Source organism: Nonomuraea sp. NPDC048916 (assembly GCF_040649575.1).
GTDB lineage: Bacteria > Actinomycetota > Actinomycetes > Streptosporangiales > Streptosporangiaceae > Nonomuraea.
In genome coordinates this window covers 1-16,930 of record NZ_JBEZFS010000066.1, presented here as the reverse complement: position 1 = coordinate 16,930, position 16,930 = coordinate 1, and the positions used below count along the sequence as shown (strand labels likewise).

Genomic DNA, 16,930 nt, shown 5'->3' with positions numbered 1-16,930 from the left:
GGGTTTCCGCGTGTCAGTGGGCGGCTTCGGTCGCCTCGGCGGTCGGCGTGGGCGTCGGGGCCGGGGTGGCGCCGGGCGCCGGCGGGTAGTCCGCGAACTCGCGGCTGCGTGTGACCACGGGGACGTTCATGGACACGAGCCCGGCGTTGGCGAACTGGAGGTCCAGTTTGACGCTCTCGCCGCCTCTGAGGCTCTTGGAGAGGCCTTCCAGCATGATCTGAGGCGCCGGCTTGCCCGTGTTGACGAGCTGGTCGGTGGGCAGCTGGATGGGCGCCGTGACCTTCACCGTGCCGAGGTCGCCGGCGGAGACCGCCTGCAGGGTGTCGGCCTTGCCCGCGGTGTTGAGGATGTTCAGGTAGATCGGGGCCGAGCCGCGCCACGCGAGCTGCGCGCCGGCGTCGGGGCCGAGGATGAAGGCCTGCGGGATGTGGATCTCGCGGGAGCCGTAACCGCCCCCGTCGATGAGCACACTGGCCTCGTTCGGGGCATACGCCTTGTTGGTGTCGGCGTCGAATCCCGCCGAACAGCCGGCGACTACGGGGGCCACCAGGAACGCGGCGGCGGCGACAATCCAACGACGGCTGGTCACGGGCGGGTTCTCCTTGGTTCGCGCGTGCGTGATCGGGCAGCGCCCACCATATCGACCCGATTCCATGGTCATATCCGCACCCCTGCAGGTCATTAGGTATGTCGCATATGCGATTCATAGAGTTGACCGCTTGTCAACCCCTAATATGCGGCTTTGACCTGCAGTTATGGTGATTTCACTGTTCCGGGACCCTGTGGATGCGTGGTACTCTGGAGTACAGCGGAAGGGGTACTTGTCACATGACTTTCCAGGTCGGCGACACTGTCGTCTACCCCCACCATGGGGCTGCTCGGATCGAAGCAATCACGAAGCGATCCATCAAGGGTGAGGAAAAGACCTACCTGGTGCTCAAGGTCGACAAGGGCGACCTTACCGTCCAGGTGCCAGCGGAAAACGCAGAACTTGTCGGCGTGCGCGATGTTGTCGGTCAAGAAGGCCTTGAGCGGGTTTTCGATGTCCTTCGCATGCCGCACACGGAGGAGCCGACCAACTGGTCTCGTCGCTACAAGGCCAATCTCGAAAAGCTCGCTTCGGGCGACGTCAACAAGGTCGCCGAAGTGGTCAGAGACCTGTGGCGGAGAGATCGCGAGCGTGGTCTGTCCGCGGGCGAGAAGCGCATGCTCGCCAAGGCGCGTCAGATTCTGGTGAGTGAGCTGGCCCTCGCCGAGAAGACCAACGAGGACAAGGCCGAAGCACTACTCGACGAGGTCCTCAACTCCTGAATACGAACTTTCCACGGGTGGGCGTCGGTGTCGACGTCCACCCGTTCGCTTCCGGGCGCGAGCTCAACCTCGCCGGCCTGCGCTGGCCCGGCGAGATCGGCCTCGCGGGCCATTCCGACGGCGACGCCGCCGCCCACGCGGCTTGCGACGCCCTGCTCTCCGCCGCCGGCCTGGGCGACCTGGGCGGCCTGTTCGGCACCGCCGACCCGCGCTGGGCGGGCGCGTCGGGCGTCGCGCTCCTTCGGGAGACGGCGCGCAAGGTGCGTGAGGCCGGTTTCGAGATCGGCAACGTGGCGATCCAGGTGATCGGCAACCGGCCCAAGCTGGCGCCACGCCGGGTCGAAGCCGAGCTGGCGCTCGGCGCCGCCCTGGGGGCCCCCGTCAGCATCAGCGCGACCACCACCGACGGGCTCGGGCTGACCGGGCGCGGTGAGGGGATCGCGGCGATCGCGACCGCCCTCGTGGTCAACCTTTCCTCGTCCTGAGGCGTCCCTTTCAGGGATGCGTTGAGGGTATCCCGGCGGGCGCTGCCTCCGGCCCGCCGAGCACCGAGGCGGCGGTCCGTCACTGGCGCGGTACGGACCGTCGCCTTCCCTATGCGTAATGTGGTCATTTGTCGGGTACCTCCCCTTAGGCAGGTGAACGTCTCGGGGGGAGTACACATGATCGGCGCGATTGTCTCCGCGATCGTCATCGGTGCCATCGTCGGCGCCCTGGCGAGGCTGCTCGTACCCGGCAAACAGCACATGTCCATCGGGCTGACCTTGATCGTCGGCATCGTGGCAGCGCTGCTCGGCACCCTGATCGCCCACCTGTTCGGCCTGGCCGACACCCGGGGGATCGACTGGATCGAGCACATACTCCAGCTGGGGCTGGCGGTGATCGGTGTGCTGCTTGTCACCCGGATAGGCATGGGGCGGACAAGTGGACCAGGACGAACCGGGACCTGACCTGTGGTTTCGGAAGACCGTCGCATAATCGCTCGTTACGGGGTACTGACCTTTCCGTGAAGGTGAACGGCTCACCCTCATGGGGAGGTTCGTACCATGACAATCCAGTCCATCCTTGGCGCCATCGTGATCGGCGCCGTCGTTGGCGCCATCGGTCGTCTGCTGCTTCCCGGCCGGCAGGCCATCGGGTGGATCCTCACCATCGTCGTCGGCATCGTCGCCGCCCTGCTGGGCACGCTCATCGCGCAGGTGCTGGGAGTTGAGACGACCCCGGGCATCGACTGGATCGAGCTGGTCATGCAGGTCGTTCTGGCCATCGTCGGCGTTGGCCTCGTCGCGGGGCTGAAGCGCGGCAGCGGCACCAGAGCCTAGAACCCCCAAGACATCCGAAGACCCGCCCGGTTCGCACCGGGCGGGTCTTCGCGCTGCCTTCGTCACTCCTCCGGGGGGAGCGGGGTGCTGCGAAGGCGTCCGGAGGGGGCGTCGGCGGCCGGCCGGTCGGGCCGGTCGGTGTCGTGGACGATCGGATGCGGCGCCGTGTCCTCCATGTCGCTCTCACGCCGCCGGCCCTCGGAGGTGTCGGCGGCTTCCGGGCCGTGATCGGGGTCGGGATCGCCCGCCTCCTCGGCCGCATCGGTGAACACGCGTACGGGCTGGGTGTCGGCGTCCTTGTCGGGGGTGGTGCGCGGGTGGACCAGGACGTCGGCCGGCTTCACCCGGTCACCCCAGCGCACCGGACGGCGCTCCTCGGGCTCCTCGGCCGCCGCGGGCTCGGCCTCGTGCCCGGTGGCGTGCGCCGGCGGGATCGCGGGGTCGAACTCGGCCGCGGAGCGTGGCTCCGGCACCGATTTCCGGTCGTCGCCGGGCTCGGGCGTGTCGTCGGGCTCGTGGGCGCCGCCACGGTCTCGCCCGACCTCGCCCTCGAACTCGTCGGCGGGCGCCGGCAGGTCCACGGGCTCGTGCGCGGCCTCGCGTGCGCTCGCGGCGGGCTCTGAGGTGGCCGCTGGGGCGGGCTCATGGGCGGCGCTCGCGACACGCGCGGGCTCCGAGGTGGGCCAACTCGTCACACGCTCGGAGATGGGCGGCGTCTCGGGGGCCGCGGTGGGCCCGACGACCGGTGTGGGCTCCAGCACGGGCTGGGCCGTCCGGGCGAGCGGGGGCGGCGCCTCGGCGGGGCCGCCCCGGTGGAAGGGCACCAGATCGTGCTCCGCCGTACCGTCGTCGGCGTCGGCGTGGGGGGCCCGGCGGTCCTGGACGTGCTTGATGAGCAGCAACCACAGCCACAGGGCGAGCGCCAGCATGACCCACGGGGCGATGGCCACGCCCACGGCGGCCGGTCGTGCCGCGACGTCCAGGCCGAGCGCCGTCGTGACGTTGGCCGCGGCGGCGGCCACGATGAGCAGGACCAGCACGGTCGCCGTCTGGAGCCGCACCAGCAACCGGGCCGAGCGCAGCAGGAGCAGGCTGATCAGCGCGACCACCAGGAGCGCGTCGAAGGCCGCCGGATAGAGATAGGCGAGATCGGCCCGGGCCTCGCCCCGGATGGCCAGCGCCCGCAGGTCGTCGAAGGAGAGCGCGCACGCGGCCCCGGTCAGGGCGGCGACGGCGACGCCGGCCAGGGCGATGCCCAGGCGGCGCAGCGTGGTGGGGGGAGTCACGTCCATGGCGGTTCGAGCCTACAGAAGAATGGAGGCCAGGACCGATCAAGGAGGAAGAGATGGCCGAGCTGTCCGAGGGTGTCCGGAAACTGTTCGACGCCCCCAACTACGCCACGGTGACCAGCCTCAACCCGGACGGCGGACCGCAGAACACGGTGGTGTGGGTGCGCACCGACGGTGACGACGTGATCTTCTCCACCGTGGCCGGGCGCCAGAAGCCGCGCAACTACGAGCGCGACCCGCGGACCAGTCTCCTCATCATCGACCCGGCCGATCCCTACAGATACGCGGAGGTGCGCGGCCGCGTCACGCTGGAGGACGACCCGGAAGGCGCGCTGATCCAGGAGCTCTCCCTGAAGTACACCGGCAATCCGTGGGAGGACTCGCCCGGGGTCAAGCGGCTGATCGTCCGGGTCCGGCCCGACAGGGTCACCTTGCGAGGGTGATTATTAGGCGTGTGAGCGTGGCCGAGGCGTTAGCCTTTCCTACGTGAGCCTGCACATCTACGACACCAGCGCGCGCACCATCCGCGAATTCGTTCCGGTCGAAGCCGGCCGGGCGTCGATCTACCTGTGTGGGGCTACCGTGCAGGCTCCCCCGCACATCGGGCACATCCGCTCGGGTGTCAACTTCGACGTCCTCCGGCGCTGGCTGACGCGTTCCGGATACGACGTGATGTTCTGCCGCAACGTCACCGACATCGACGACAAGATCATCAGGGTCTCGGCCGAGGAGAGCGTGCCCTGGTTCGTGGTGGCCGAGCGCAACCAGCGTGCCTTCACCTGGGCCTACGACACGCTCGGCTGCCTCCCGCCGACCGTCGAGCCGCGCGCGACCGGCCACGTGCCGGAGATGATCACGCTGATGGAGCGGCTGATCGAGCGGGGCCACGCCTACGCCTCCGGCGGCGACGTCTACTTCGACGTACGGTCCTACTCCGAGCACTACGGCAAGCTCTCCAACCAGCAACTGGAGAACATGCGGCCCGCCGCCGACACCGATGACGAGTCGTGCAAGCGCGACCCCCGCGACTTCGCGCTGTGGAAGGGCGCCAAGCCCGGCGAGCCCACCTGGCCCACTCCCTGGGGCCTCGGCCGTCCCGGGTGGCACCTGGAGTGCTCGGCGATGGCGACCAAATACCTCGGGCCGACGTTCGACATCCACGGCGGCGGCATCGACCTGATGTTCCCGCACCACGAGAACGAGATCGCGCAGTCCCAGGCGGCGGGCGACGGGTTCGCCCGCTACTGGATGCACAACGGCATGCTCAAGATCGGCGCCGAGAAGATGAGCAAGTCGCTCGGCAACTCGCTGCTGATCCCCGAGATGGTGCAGAAGGTCCGGCCCGTCGAGCTGCGCTACTACCTGGCCGCGCCGCACTACCGTTCCTCGATCGAATACTCCGAAGAGGCGTTGCGGGAGGCCGCGGCCGCCTACCAGCGCATCGAGGGGTTCGTGACGCGGGCGGCGGAGGTCATCCACGACGTTGACGCGCACGCGCCGCTGCCCCAGGCGTTCGCCGACGCCCTCAATGACGATCTCGGCACCCCGCAGGCGCTCGCCGTGGTGCACGAGGTGGTGCGTGAGGGTAATGTCGCGCTGGCCCACGGCGACAAGGAGGCGGTGGCGCGGCTGCTGGCCGAGACGCAGAACATGCTGGACGTGCTCGGCCTCGACCCCCGCTCACCGCAGTGGCGCTCGGCCGGCTCCGACCTGAAGCCGGTGGTCGACACGCTGGTGGCGGTGGCGCTGGAGCAGCGCAAGGCCGCCCGTGAGCGTAAGGACTACGCGGCGGCCGACGCCATCAGAGACCGGCTGACGGAGGCGGGCATCACGGTCGAGGACACCCCGCACGGGCCCCGCTGGGAGCTCGGCCGTTAGTCGGCCGGGGCGAAGGCACGACGTTCGAGGGTCGCGTACGAACGACCGAGCACTGCCGTCAGGAGCCAGGTGACCCGCCCGGCGTGGCGCTTGAGGTGGCGTCGCTCCTCGGGCGTCGCGAAGCGGGCCCGCCACGGGAGCGCCCAGGTGACACGGCTCAGCCAGCCGGTGCGCGGCAGTTGCCGCTTCGCGCGCTCGTAGTCGGAGGCGCCGACGTGTTCGGCGATCACAGTCAGCACTTCCTGTTCCTGGTGACCGACATGCGCGTCGATCTGGTCGCCGAGCACGTTGAGAACGGCGGCGAGCGCCTTGACCCCGGCGGTGGGGGTCGTGGCGAAGTCGTTCGCGACCAGGCGCAGGTCTTCCAGCAGCGGAGCCACGATCGCGCGCTCCTGGAGGCAGGACCGCGTATCGATCACCCCGCTTGCCGACTCGCCGACGAGAGGCCACAGCACCCGCGCCTCCCACTCGTGATGGCGTGCGAGCTCGTCGCCGAGCAGCATGACGTAGTCGCGGATCGCCACGGCCTGCTCCCTGTCGATCGCCGTCGGGCCGTCATCGAGCTCTTTGGCGAGGCGGGCCAGCCTGCGAAGGTCGTCACGTAGCGCCCGATGAACGATCCGCACGCCGGTGAGATCCGGGTGTGAATCGCCCGTGCGGCGATGTTCGGTGCTTTGCATGCACGTCCTTAGGTCTGTTTCATCCATTCGCCGGCCCTGCCGGGCCGGTGCGGTCGTCCAGCCGGAACTCTGTCCGGACCGTCGCCGGCGCCCGGCGACGGGTGGTGGACATGGCCACCCCTGTCACGTGGTGTAGGCGGTGAGCAGGTTGAGCGCGCCACGCGCCGCCCGCTCGAACGGCTCTGGCGAGGCCGCCGACATGGCCAGCACGTATCCGCCCTGCACCACGGCGGTGATGGCGCACGCGACATCGGAGGGAACGAGGGCTTCGGAGAACTCCCCGCACTCGCGTCCCTCCACGAGCAGCTCCTCGATGCGCCCGTTCAGCCAGATGAACGTCTCATCGAGTAGCCCGCGCAGCACGGGACTGGCGAGCACGTCGGGGTCGGCCGCGAGCCGCCCCACCCTGCACCCGCGCAGCACGTCGCGCTCACGCAGCAGGTAGGCCGCGATGCGCTCGTAGAACGTGCCGGGCGTGGAGAGCCGTTCGTCCGCCTCGGAGCACAGCTGCTCGGCGTTGCGGCGGATGGCCTGGAACGCGAGGTCCTGCTTGCCGGTGAAGTGGTGGTACATGCTTCCCTGGCCGGCCTCGGCTAGCTGCTGGATGGCCTTGGGGCTGGTGCCGACATATCCGCGCTCCCAGAGCAACTGTTGCGCGCTCCGGATCAGTCGTTCGGCGGTGTCCATCTCGTCACTGTACCTACTCGTAGGTACAAACGCCCAATCAGCCATAAAACGGGCGTTCATTCGTGCGGTTCGAGGGGATCGACGGTGACAAGCAGGTGTCCGATCACCGCGAAGCCGTGCCGGCCCACCTGACCCCCGGCTCGCAGGGCGTGAGGTGGGTAGCGGCCCGAGTACCCTTGATGCCATGGCAGCTGGGGGTAGGGCGTCGGGCAGGCCCGCGAAGAAGAAGGGCCCGTCCAAGGGCACCGGAGGTCAGGGACGCCGGGGGCTCGAGGGCAAGGGTTCGACCCCGCCCGCGGAGATGCGCCACTGGTACAAAGACAAGGCGCGCACCGAGCGGATCGCCCGCGAGGAGCGAGGCGGCCGCCGTCCCGCGCCCACCCGGCAGAGGCGCTCCGAGGACGCCCCCGAGTTCATCGGCGGGCGCAACCCCGTGCTGGAGGCGCTGCTCGCCGGGGTGCCCGCCAACGCCCTCTACGTCGCCCAGCGCATCGACAACGACGACCGCGTCCGCGACTCCATCAAGATCGCCGCCGAGCGCGGCATCGCCCTCCTCGAGTCCAGCCGCGACAAGCTCGACCGGCTCACCGAGGGCGCCGTCCATCAGGGCATCGTCCTGCAGATCCCGGCCTACGACTACGCCCACCCGTCCGAGCTCGTCGAGCTGGCCCAGGACGCGGCCGAGGTGCCGCTGGTCGTGGCCCTCGACGGCGTCACCGACCCCCGCAACCTTGGCGCCATCGCCCGTTCGGCCACCGCCTTCGGCGCCCACGGCCTGCTCATTCCGTCCCGCCGCGCCGCCGGAGTCACCGGAGGCGCCTGGAAGACCTCCGCGGGCACCCTCGCCAACCTCCGCGTGGCCCGAGCGGCCAACCTCACGGCGGCACTCCGCGAATACCGTGACGCCGGGCTGTTCGTCGTCGGGCTCGACGGCGAGAGCACCACCGACATCGGTGACGCCGACCTGCTCACCGAGCCACTGGTCGTCGTCGTGGGCTCCGAGGGCAAGGGGTTGTCGCGGCTGGTGCGCGAGCAGTGTGACGTGCTGGTCCGCATTCCGATGCAGGCGGCCGCGGAGTCGCTGAACGCGGGAGTGGCGGCAGGGGTGGCGTTGTACGAGGTCGCTCGTCACAGGCGTCGGTGACCGTCTAGACTGATAGCCCGCGCCGACGTAGCTCAATCGGCAGAGCGTCTGTCTTGTAAACAGAAGGTCAGGGGTTCGATTCCCCTCGTCGGCTCTGCATCCATAAGGCCCCTGAACAGGCGTAATGCTGTCAGGGGCCTTGTGTTTTCTGATTTTCACCCGGTGTCTTCGGCGTCTGTGGGAGCCACCTTGGGAGCCATCGGGGTCTGTTGCCCCAGGAGAGCGCTGGAGATGGTTTTGGTCGCGGCACGCCGGTCACCTTCCAGCAGGTGTAACGGCACCGTCGGATATCAGAACTGTCCGAATGCCTCGGAGAGGGTGGACCTCACAGTGGTGCCAGGAGCATGAGGACCTCGTCGCGGTCGTCGTGATCGAAGCGGAGTGCACCGGGCCATCGGCCGATCTCCTGCCAGCCGAGTCGGCCGTCGAAGTCTTCGAGTCCTTCTCCGCCTCGTGCTTCGAGTCGGAGTTGCTCGAGCCCCAGTTCGTCGCGAGCGACTTCACGGACGCGGTGCATCAACGCGGCACCGATGCCGCAGCCGCGGAAGTCGGGGTGGGTCTGGACACGTTTGACCGTGCCCCAGTGCGGAACGAGCGGGTCCCGGTAGCGACTCAGGTTCAGCCATCCAGCGAGGACACCGCCGAGTTTGGCGAGCAGGAGCAGGTTGTATTGGGGATCAAGGTCTGCGATGAGCTGATCTGCGGCAGGGCGCACGTCGTCGATGCTGACCGGAGGGAACGCGAAGCCGACGGCTCCGCCGTTGTTGGCCACGGTCATCCAGCAGTTGACCAGCTCGCGGCTCACCTCGGGTGTCATGTCTTCGGGACGCGTGGCCTGAACGATCTCAATGACATCATGTTCAACGCGGGTTGGCTGGGTCACAAGGTCTCCGTTTCCAACGGTCGGCTCGGTGACGGGCTTGGTTCTTCCGGACGGGGTCTGCGGCTGATGTCGGCGGCGTAGGTCATCCAGTCGCCGGAGGATGCGCGTTGCCAGGCGACGGCGACGTCGATGTGGATGCCGAGCATGCGGGCGAGCAGCGCGGCGGGCAGTTCGGTGGCGAGTTGGAATAGGGCGGTGGAGCGTGCTTGGCCGGGTTGGATGCCGAGGTCTTTGAGGCGTTTGCCGAGGTGGCTGGCGCTGATCGGGCGGCCGGGTTGGCCGCCGGGAAACAACCAGGGTGAGGGGTTGGCGGCGCCGGTGGTGGCGTGTCCGCGTTTGCCGTCCAGCACCTGGCGGGCGAGGTCGGCGACAGGGCCGGGCAGAGTGATGGGTGTCGTCCCAAACTGGATCGTCACCGTGGCGTCGTCGAGGGTGACGTGACCGGTGGTGAGTCGGCTGATCCGGGCGGTGGGTTGGGCGTAGAGCAGGATGAGCAGGCCGGCGATACGGTCTCGGGAGCCGATGGTGTCGTCGTGCAGGAGACCGCGGGCGGCATCCCAGCGGGCTTGCTCATCCATGGGGCGGGTGGGGCCGTCCCAGCGTGCGGCGGGGAAGGACAGCGTGGTGAGGCGCTGTCGGGCGGCCCAGCGGACGAAGGTGGCCGGCGTGGTAGTGGTGGGAGGCCGTGTCGTCGCTCAGCCATTGGTCGAGATCTGCCTGGCCGCAGTTCGTCAGGGTCAACTCGCGGGCGGTCAGCCAGTCGAGCAGGGCGATGGCGGAGCGGATGCGCTGGACTACGACGGTGTACTGCTCGTTGGTGGTGGCGCGTCCGTTGTTGCGGCGTCGCAGGCCGCCGCAGTAGGTGCCAGACTGAACCGCTCTGACCTGGCGAGCGTCTCTCGCAGGTAGGCCAGGAGACGTTCATGGTGCTCGTCCCAGTTGATGTTGCCGTTGCGCTGCGCCTCGTCTCGGAGCTTCTCGACTGCACGCAGCAGCTCGCCTTGGACGGTGTCCGCCTGGCCTCGACGTGGTACATGGGTCTGCCAAATCCTGCGAGCATCAGCGGCATATGACGCGTCCATGGCGGCCACCGTATAACCATGCCGCCGGCGCGACCTCCAGCTCCAGGAGTGATCTCAGTCAGGGGTGGTGTGCCTGGCGCGCCCGCTGACGCCAAGGCACGCGACCACACGTGATGCGTCGGGAGATAGGAAGAGCTGAAAGTGGTAGGCGGGCTCTGTGCTTGCGACGATGCCCAGGATGAGGTGCTCAAGTCCGCAGGAGCTGAGCTGCGCGACCGCCTCCTCGAAGCCAAGGGATGGGATCTCTAGCCGGTGGGCAAGACGTGCGCGACGCTGGTAGGTCCTGGTCAGGGGGAGCGCCTCGACCGGGTCCGGCCATATCTCGAAGTAGGCTCCAGCTGCGAGCGCCCGACGGCACGCATGGCCTGCTTCCCGTCCTGCGCTGTTGAGGAGTTGAACGAGCGTCTCTCTGTCCACGAAGGCAGCGTACGCACAGCGCGGCCTCTGGGAGCCACGCAATATGCGTGCAATGATCATGACTGCGGGGAGCGCCGGGATCACTCCACCCCAGGTAGAACGCCATGCGGTCGCCGGAACGGTCACGAGCTGTAAAACCATCGGCACCTTGGATGAGGATAAATGGCGGCTCGCAACCCGGCCAGGTCCGAGGAGACATAAGGAAGCCGCATGCCGTCCCGGAGGCGGCGATGGGCCAGCCGATCTTGCTAACCCATCCTGATCACCTCGGACACCGCTGTACGCACCTGGAAGCTGATCAAGCCACAGAAGCCGCTAAGCAGGAATGTCCAACAGCGGTAGACAGCCGTGGACGGCCTCAAGTCCTTGTAAATAGAAGATCAGGGATTCGATTCCCCTCGTCGGCTCCCAGGTAGAAGGCCCTCGCGATCTTGGCGATGGCCTCTTGTTTCCACATGGCGAGCTTCATTTGGTCCCCTCCCAGTGCGCTGTCGCCTCTGGCGGCTATCCTCGCGGTATGAGCGCTCAGCCTGTTCATTCACAAGTTCCTCGGGAACCCCGGGTAGCGCGTACCGTCGACGGGATCGCCGCCGCGCTTCAAGGTGGCCGGCGGATGGAGTTCTACCGCGAGCTTGGTACGGCACAGCTGGATCAGGCTGAGGCGATCCTGCGCCGGTGGTGGTGTGAGGCGATGCTGGACACCGACCCCGAGGCCGAGCAGATTAGCCGGGCAGCAATGGACGGCACCTTGCCGGTCGTCACGATGGAGGACATCCTCGCTCGCCGTGAGCGGCAGGGCCAGCCTCTTGAGTGAGTGTGAAGAGGAGGGGTGGCCCTGTTACTTCTCCGAGAGCGTTGCGGAGCTGTTGGCGGATCCCCAGATCAGCCCGGTGTTGTTCTCGGCGATCGCCGCGCTGTCCGTTGAGATCAACGAGACGAGGGGCGGGGTCCCTGGGCACACTGCTTCGCCCCAGTGGACACAGCAGCGGAGGGTTCCACTCGGCACGGATGGGATCCTGGGTGTCGCCGAGTACGTCGTCGTGGCGGACGCAGAGGAACCGCACTGCGTCATCACCCGCGTTCAGGTGTACTAAGCGAGTGGAACCCCAACCGATCTGGCTAACGGATTTGCTAACTGCGGCTCTGGATGATCATGGACAGCCAAAGAATCCCCGGAGCCGGAGGGAAACCCCTCCCACGCAGGCGCCGAAGTCAGTCTCGGACGACCGTGGACGAGCTGGAACCCTCTTGTAAACAGAAGGTCAGGGGTTCGATTCCCCTCGTCGGCTCTGTTGCGAGAAGCTCCTGAACAGGGATGACCTGTACAGGAGCTTCTCATTTGTCAGGATCATCTTGAGATCTTGCTGCAGCCCTGCTAACAGGAGACTCCGTGACCCTGGACGAGCACCCCGGCACGTGGACCTACGACACCGAGGCGGAGGCCGCGTACGTCTATTTGCGGGGCCCGATCGCGCCCGGTGGCGTGGCCCGGACGGTTTCGGTGGACAGCCCAATGGTCAACCTCGACCTGGACGAGAGCGGCCGGGTGATTGGCATCGAGATCCTCGCCGCGTGGCCAGAAGAATAGGCAAAGAGGGCCCTCCCGAGCTTGGAGCCCTCGTACAGTATCTGGCATGAATCTTAAGGCGCTGTTCTTGACGGCGTCCGCGAACACGTCGGCGACCGTCGCCGCTTGCTCATGGATGACGTGTGCATAGACCCGGTGGGTGATGGCTGGGTCGGCGTGATCCAGGCGCGCCGCGACGACGTGGACGGGGACCCCGCCAGGAGCAGCGTCGTCGCGTGGATATGCTAAAGGTCGTGGAGGCCGTGGGGGGAGACCCCATAGCCGCGCAGTCGGAGGGAGAACAGAATTTCGACTGTGGCGAGGTAGAGCTTGCCCTCGCCGGTGACGATCTCGGTGACGTCGCCGCACCACAGCACGTCCGGCGCATCGCGGTCAACGAGCGCCCGACCAGGTCGGGGCCGCGGGCCGTTTGCCCTAACGGGTCAGCAACCGGTGTTTCCTGGCCGCCTGGCCGGCTAACCCGAACTCGGCCATGCGCTCGGCGATGGTGTTCTCCGATACCGCCATCCCGCCTCGTGCTGATGGAAAGGGGTGCTACGGCTTGGCCGTCAGCGGACGTGGGATGACGAGGCAGATATGAACTCTTCCACCGATTTTCTTATCTCGGTGGTGCGCGCCATTACTTCTTCTCGAGTATCCAGATCATCCATGCTCGCAGTGAGATCCATTGCCTTGTCTGCCAATATGATCACTTGCGGCTCATCGCACACAAGTCGTACTCGGTATAGGGCTTGCCATGCAGCGGCGCGTCGACGATATGATTCGGCTTTGGCCTCTTGATAATCAGGCATATTATGGCTAGTTCGTCTTTTTTCTATCCTCTCGCGTTGTGCGTACCGGAACTCAAGGACGGCCCCAGCGAAAGCGCTGTATACGACCATCCTCTCTTGGCGAAGTCGCTCGGCGCGGGTGAATCGTTCGGTACGACTTGTGGTATGACGCTGAAACGTGTATGTCATGAACGAACCGAGCAGGGTTCCACCAACAGCAATGAGAGCAGTAAGGATGGCTTGCATGTGGATAATTTCATCATAGACATAGCGCGCAAGTCTTCTAGAACGCTCAATGTGCAAACCAGAATGCTTGACTGTGGCTGGATCGATAAGGACAACCATGGACTGTAGAACCCCATAGGGCCCCGTCTGGCCAGGCCTGGATGAAGGGCAGGCAGCGGAGGGCAGCGGCGTAGATCTGATCTTACTCGCAACGAAGCGCGCCCCGCGGGCACAGCGAGGGCACATGAGAGTGTGAGACATCCACAGACAGCGAGAAGTGGCGAGTGGCCAAACCGCAGGCCAGAGCCAATTCGGCGACATTAGCACGGCTGTCCTACGCCCGCCTTGCTGGAGTGCTGGTATCCCATGACTTTCGGAAGGACACCGGGATGTCGCTGGCATCCGGTTGGATGAGGCTCATGACTGCTCACGATGTGGCCCGACTGCTGCCCGATATCCCGGTGCTCCGCGATCTGTGCCGGTCCATGGCGGTACTGGAGGCCATCATGAGCCCGGAATGGTCCAGTCGCTACCACTCCTTCGACGCGGGCTGGAGCCTTGGAGAGGAGATGGCCTCAATGCGCAACGGCTCGGGAGACGAATACTCCATCGTCTTCTCTGCGGCGGGCACGTACATCCGCGGCTTCGCCCATGAGGCGGTGATGAGCCCGTACGCCAACGACGGGCCGTGGCCAGGGGTACTCGACTCCGTCCCCGAGGTCGTCCGCCACTGTGTGGAGGAGCCGGCGTTCTGCGACGAGGATGGCATGCCGGTCGTGACCGCTTGTCTGTGGCGTGAGGCCGGTGATGACTGCTGGCGGGTGGGTGAGATTGACTACCCTGACAGCGTGAGCGATCCCGATGGGGCGGCGTACCTGTTCGCAAGGCTCATTGACCCGTCTCCGGAGGCGTTCCAGCGGTTCGCGAAGGACTACTACGAGGTACCCGTGGATCTCGATGCGGTGCGACACATCTATGCCCTCCGTCCGCTGACGCAGGCGGTGGTCACCGCGCTGAACGCTGATCTTGCCATGAAGGACCTCGCCGACGACCTTGCGGCAGCCCGGTATCCGTCCGTTGCCACCTGACGAGCTTGAAGGACGACGGGGTCCTTCTTCGCGGCGAACCGGGTGACAACAGCGCCGAAGCACGTCGGGCAGAGCGCTGTACAGCAGCGCCACACAGCAACACCGCCATACCTGACCGCGCTCTACCGACCAGCATTGCGTCCCTAGCTCTGATGCCTTGCTGTCGAAAGAGGTAAATGGGATATATGTATGCAATTCGTGACAATTATGGTTTTATGTGACCTGTCGTGCCGCCTCGGAGTCATTTTTGTATCGATTGAAATGGACCGATGCATTGATCTTCGAGAAGTGCTTAACCTGCCATGTCTCTACTAGATGTGCAGGTGGTAGCCATGAGCGAGCAGACAGTACAGGCCATTGTCGGCAACGAGCAGGCAGAGACAGCCAAGGGGGCTGCAGTCTCCCCTGCGAAGAGGGCGGCAGGAGCGCGAGCGGTTCCGAAATGGGAGACCGATGCGCGGGACCGCGTTCGAGCGGCGATACGGCGCTACGCGAAGCCGCTCAACGATCTCGTCGCGCGTGATGCGAACGAAGGGGATACGCGGCTTCTTATCACCGACTTCCTGTGCGTCGGGCTCGGATACGACAAATACGACGATCTCACCACGGAGTACCAGGTGAAGGGCGAATTCGCTGACTATGGCATTCGCATCGACAAGCAACTGGTCGCCTTCATCGAGGTGAAGCGCTGCAGTCAGAAGCTCAACGCCAAGCACCTGCGCCAGGTGCAGATGTACGCCGTAAACGAGGGTGTTGAATGGATGATCCTTTCAAACGGGCAGGTATGGCAGGCCTACCACATGACGGCCGGCCTCCCCGTGGTCATAGACCTGGCCCTTGAAGTGGACCTGCTCAGCGACGCCGGCTTGGGCGCCAAGACGGACGCGCTCTTCTATCTGACCAAGGAGGCGTTCAAGCGCAGGCTGATCGACGACCTGTGGAGGGCTCGCGCTGCAACGTCACCGAAGTCCTTGGCGCAGGTGCTTCTGTCCGACGTGGTGGCCGATGCCATTCGAAAAGAACTGCGACGTCAGACGAACCACAACGCCGATGCCAGCGAGATCCATCGGATCTTGCGCGACGAGGTCCTCCGCCCGGAGACCTTGCTCTGAGACGGTGCCGCCGACGGCCAGGCATCATAGAGGCTTTTCCAACCTGATCGCGCAGGTCAGCAGGCGCGGCACCGGGACCAGTCGACATGAGAAGAGGCTCCCGGTAAGACAGCAGTCGACCAAGATCCGATGCCTCTACCGGAGAGCCTCGTTGCTGTCTTACCGTGCCGCGATTCCGCTGTCCAATCACACCCTGATCTGCCTGGCCTCGCTGATCCGCGCCCGGCGTGCCGAGCGCCGCTGCCGATGGCGGCGCCTGGACCCATCCCGGCAAGCCCTGCTGGTCCTGGCCCACCTGCGCAACGGCGACACCTACGCACGCCTGGCCGCAGGCTTCGGCATCGGCACCAGCACCGCTTGGCGCTACGTCCGCGAGGCCGCCGACCTGCTCGCCACGCTCGCCGACGACGTCCACGCCGCCGTCTTACGCGCCGGCCGTCTGGCCTACACCATCCTGGACGGCACCCTCATCCCGATCGACCGGCTGACCGACGAACGACCGTACTACTCCGGAAAACACCGACGCCACGGCGTGAACGTGCAGGTCCTGGCCGATCCAGCCGGCCGGCTCGTATGGGCCTCACCGGCGCTGCCCGGTGCCACCCATGACCTGACCGCAGCCCGCGCCACCGGCCTGATCGACGCGCTCACCACCGCAGGAGTGAAGACCCTCGCCGACAAGGGCTACCAAGGCGCGGGCGGCAGCATCCGCACCCCGTTCAAAGGCCATCGGCTCCGGCCGCCGCTGTCGCGCCACCAGCGCTCGGTCAACCGCGCACACGCGCGCATCCGCGCCTGCGGTGAACGCGCCGTTGCCACCTTGAAGACCTGGAAGGTCCTGACCCGGCTGCGCTGCTGCCCGCACCGCGCCACCACGATCGTGCAGGCCATCCTCGTCCTGCAGCTCATCGAAGAAGGCCGCTACTCAGGATGAAAAGTGCTCATAGTAAGCGATCTTGCTAACGCGGATGCTAACAACGGGCTTGGACGACGCTGGACAATCTTCGACTGAGAGACTTCGCTGAACACGCCCGACCAGGTTCGGGAGGCGGCGGTGGATGCCCGTGGACGGTCGCGAAGTCTCTTGTAAACAGAAGGTCAGGGGTTCGATTCCCCTCGTCGGCTCTGCAGCTAGAAGGCCCCTTCCGGGACGTGGAAGGGGCCTTTTTGATCTCCATACAGCAGCGCTGTACAGCAACGTGGGCATAAGACTCCTGCCCCTGGCAGCCGTTCACTCCGCACCCACCCGTTCCCGGCTCCTTCCTGCCTGCGGTCACGGCTACGATGCATCTGATTTGCGTTGGCGAACTAGTGCCGCATCAGGCCACGTTCGCCCTGTTGATGATCCTGCGTAGGCGGGGGTTGTGAGTGTTGCGGTTGCGCCAGGCGATGTAGCGGCGGATCATGCTGCCCTGCTCGCGGTGGCTGGCATGGTCTGTGCCGTTGAGGGTGAA

22 protein-coding genes and 2 tRNA genes are annotated in these 16,930 nt (G+C 66.4%); 16 read left to right on the top strand and 8 right to left on the bottom strand.

The features are described 5' to 3' along the window. Positions 1-13: 13 nt before the first annotated feature. Positions 14-589: a copper chaperone PCu(A)C gene (locus tag AB0C16_RS38530; protein ID WP_357690822.1), complete on the bottom strand. Its 576-nt coding sequence runs from the start codon at positions 587-589 to the stop codon at positions 14-16. A gap of 239 nt (positions 590-828) precedes the next feature. Here AB0C16_RS38530 and AB0C16_RS38525 point away from each other — a divergent pair, with 239 nt between their 5' ends. The 4 genes from AB0C16_RS38525 (at position 829) to AB0C16_RS38510 (ending at position 2,633) form a co-directional block, all read left to right on the top strand. Then, positions 829-1,311, top strand: coding sequence for a CarD family transcriptional regulator (locus AB0C16_RS38525; RefSeq protein ID WP_043624891.1), 483 nt, complete (start codon positions 829-831; stop codon positions 1,309-1,311). Positions 1,312-1,328: 17 nt separating this feature from the next. Then, entirely contained in the window at positions 1,329-1,796 is a 468-nt protein-coding gene (gene ispF, locus AB0C16_RS38520) for a 2-C-methyl-D-erythritol 2,4-cyclodiphosphate synthase (protein ID WP_357690820.1), read from the top strand. 177 nt (positions 1,797-1,973) lie between these two features. Further along, the gene (locus AB0C16_RS38515; RefSeq protein WP_357690819.1) at positions 1,974-2,261 is read left to right on the top strand and encodes a GlsB/YeaQ/YmgE family stress response membrane protein; all 288 of its coding nucleotides are present in this window, start codon (positions 1,974-1,976) and stop codon (positions 2,259-2,261) included. A gap of 96 nt (positions 2,262-2,357) precedes the next feature. Continuing rightward, on the top strand, positions 2,358-2,633 hold the full coding sequence (locus AB0C16_RS38510; RefSeq protein WP_357690818.1) for a GlsB/YeaQ/YmgE family stress response membrane protein: 276 nt from the start codon (positions 2,358-2,360) through the stop codon (positions 2,631-2,633). A gap of 62 nt (positions 2,634-2,695) precedes the next feature. Here AB0C16_RS38510 and AB0C16_RS38505 read toward each other — a convergent pair whose 3' ends face one another. After that, complete coding sequence (locus AB0C16_RS38505; RefSeq protein ID WP_357690817.1) at positions 2,696-3,925, bottom strand: DUF2637 domain-containing protein; 1,230 nt, start codon at positions 3,923-3,925, stop codon at positions 2,696-2,698. Positions 3,926-3,978: 53 nt separating this feature from the next. Between AB0C16_RS38505 and AB0C16_RS38500 the strand changes: the two genes are divergently transcribed. Beyond that, on the top strand, positions 3,979-4,365 hold the full coding sequence (locus AB0C16_RS38500) for a PPOX class F420-dependent oxidoreductase (RefSeq protein WP_357690816.1): 387 nt from the start codon (positions 3,979-3,981) through the stop codon (positions 4,363-4,365). Positions 4,366-4,408: 43 nt separating this feature from the next. Beyond that, positions 4,409-5,800, top strand: coding sequence for a cysteine--tRNA ligase (gene cysS, locus AB0C16_RS38495; RefSeq protein ID WP_357690815.1), 1,392 nt, complete (start codon positions 4,409-4,411; stop codon positions 5,798-5,800). Here cysS and AB0C16_RS38490 read toward each other — a convergent pair. Continuing rightward, a complete protein-coding gene (locus AB0C16_RS38490) occupies positions 5,797-6,426 on the bottom strand; it encodes a hemerythrin domain-containing protein (protein WP_357690813.1) in 630 nt (209 codons plus the stop codon). The two genes, cysS and AB0C16_RS38490, sit on opposite strands and share 4 nt — an antisense overlap. Before the next feature lie 177 nt (positions 6,427-6,603). Beyond that, complete coding sequence (locus AB0C16_RS38485) at positions 6,604-7,167, bottom strand: TetR/AcrR family transcriptional regulator (RefSeq protein WP_357690811.1); 564 nt, start codon at positions 7,165-7,167, stop codon at positions 6,604-6,606. 184 nt (positions 7,168-7,351) lie between these two features. Here AB0C16_RS38485 and rlmB point away from each other — a divergent pair, with 184 nt between their 5' ends. Together rlmB and AB0C16_RS38475 are read left to right on the top strand one after the other, a co-directional pair. Continuing rightward, positions 7,352-8,311 (top strand): 23S rRNA (guanosine(2251)-2'-O)-methyltransferase RlmB, encoded by a 960-nt coding sequence (rlmB, locus tag AB0C16_RS38480; RefSeq protein ID WP_357690809.1) that lies wholly within the window; start codon positions 7,352-7,354, stop codon positions 8,309-8,311. A gap of 21 nt (positions 8,312-8,332) precedes the next feature. After that, positions 8,333-8,405: transfer RNA gene (locus AB0C16_RS38475), tRNA-Thr, on the top strand. A 231-nt stretch (positions 8,406-8,636) separates the two neighbouring features. Here AB0C16_RS38475 and AB0C16_RS38470 read toward each other — a convergent pair. Then, entirely contained in the window at positions 8,637-9,194 is a 558-nt protein-coding gene (locus AB0C16_RS38470; protein WP_357690807.1) for a GNAT family N-acetyltransferase, read from the bottom strand. After that, entirely contained in the window at positions 9,191-9,772 is a 582-nt protein-coding gene (locus AB0C16_RS38465) for a hypothetical protein (protein ID WP_357690805.1), read from the bottom strand. The genes AB0C16_RS38470 and AB0C16_RS38465 overlap by 4 nt, the downstream gene beginning before the upstream one ends. Before the next feature lie 345 nt (positions 9,773-10,117). On the opposite strand from AB0C16_RS38465, the gene AB0C16_RS38460 reads away from it, so the two are divergent. Then, positions 10,118-10,267, top strand: coding sequence for a hypothetical protein (locus AB0C16_RS38460; protein ID WP_357690803.1), 150 nt, complete (start codon positions 10,118-10,120; stop codon positions 10,265-10,267). Positions 10,268-10,330: 63 nt separating this feature from the next. Here the strand turns inward: AB0C16_RS38460 and AB0C16_RS38455 are convergent, their stop codons facing one another. Then, complete coding sequence (locus AB0C16_RS38455; protein ID WP_357690801.1) at positions 10,331-10,693, bottom strand: hypothetical protein; 363 nt, start codon at positions 10,691-10,693, stop codon at positions 10,331-10,333. Between the two features lie 613 nt (positions 10,694-11,306). Here AB0C16_RS38455 and AB0C16_RS38450 point away from each other — a divergent pair. The 3 genes from AB0C16_RS38450 to AB0C16_RS38440 all read left to right on the top strand — a co-directional run bounded on the left by AB0C16_RS38450 (position 11,307) and on the right by AB0C16_RS38440 (position 12,281). Next, positions 11,307-11,507 carry a hypothetical protein gene (locus tag AB0C16_RS38450; RefSeq protein WP_357690799.1) on the top strand — a complete coding sequence of 67 codons (201 nt, stop codon included), beginning with the start codon at positions 11,307-11,309 and terminating at the stop codon, positions 11,505-11,507. Then, complete coding sequence (locus tag AB0C16_RS38445; protein ID WP_357690797.1) at positions 11,479-11,787, top strand: hypothetical protein; 309 nt, start codon at positions 11,479-11,481, stop codon at positions 11,785-11,787. Before AB0C16_RS38450 ends, AB0C16_RS38445 begins: the two co-directional genes overlap by 29 nt. A 296-nt stretch (positions 11,788-12,083) precedes the next feature. Then, positions 12,084-12,281, top strand: coding sequence for a DUF2283 domain-containing protein (locus AB0C16_RS38440; RefSeq protein ID WP_357690795.1), 198 nt, complete (start codon positions 12,084-12,086; stop codon positions 12,279-12,281). Positions 12,282-12,829: 548 nt separating this feature from the next. On the opposite strand, the gene AB0C16_RS38435 is transcribed toward AB0C16_RS38440, so the two are convergent. Next, positions 12,830-13,396: a hypothetical protein gene (locus tag AB0C16_RS38435; protein WP_357690793.1), complete on the bottom strand. Its 567-nt coding sequence runs from the start codon at positions 13,394-13,396 to the stop codon at positions 12,830-12,832. A gap of 164 nt (positions 13,397-13,560) precedes the next feature. Between AB0C16_RS38435 and AB0C16_RS38430 the strand changes: the two genes are divergently transcribed. From AB0C16_RS38430 to AB0C16_RS38415, 4 genes are all read left to right on the top strand, one after another. Next, on the top strand, positions 13,561-14,364 hold the full coding sequence (locus AB0C16_RS38430; protein ID WP_357690791.1) for a hypothetical protein: 804 nt from the start codon (positions 13,561-13,563) through the stop codon (positions 14,362-14,364). Positions 14,365-14,696: 332 nt separating this feature from the next. Beyond that, positions 14,697-15,476, top strand: coding sequence for a hypothetical protein (locus AB0C16_RS38425; protein WP_357690789.1), 780 nt, complete (start codon positions 14,697-14,699; stop codon positions 15,474-15,476). A 151-nt stretch (positions 15,477-15,627) separates the two neighbouring features. Beyond that, entirely contained in the window at positions 15,628-16,410 is a 783-nt protein-coding gene (locus AB0C16_RS38420; protein WP_357690787.1) for a transposase family protein, read from the top strand. A 126-nt stretch (positions 16,411-16,536) separates the two neighbouring features. Then, a tRNA-Ser gene (locus AB0C16_RS38415) sits at positions 16,537-16,601 on the top strand. Positions 16,602-16,930: the final 329 nt, after the last annotated feature.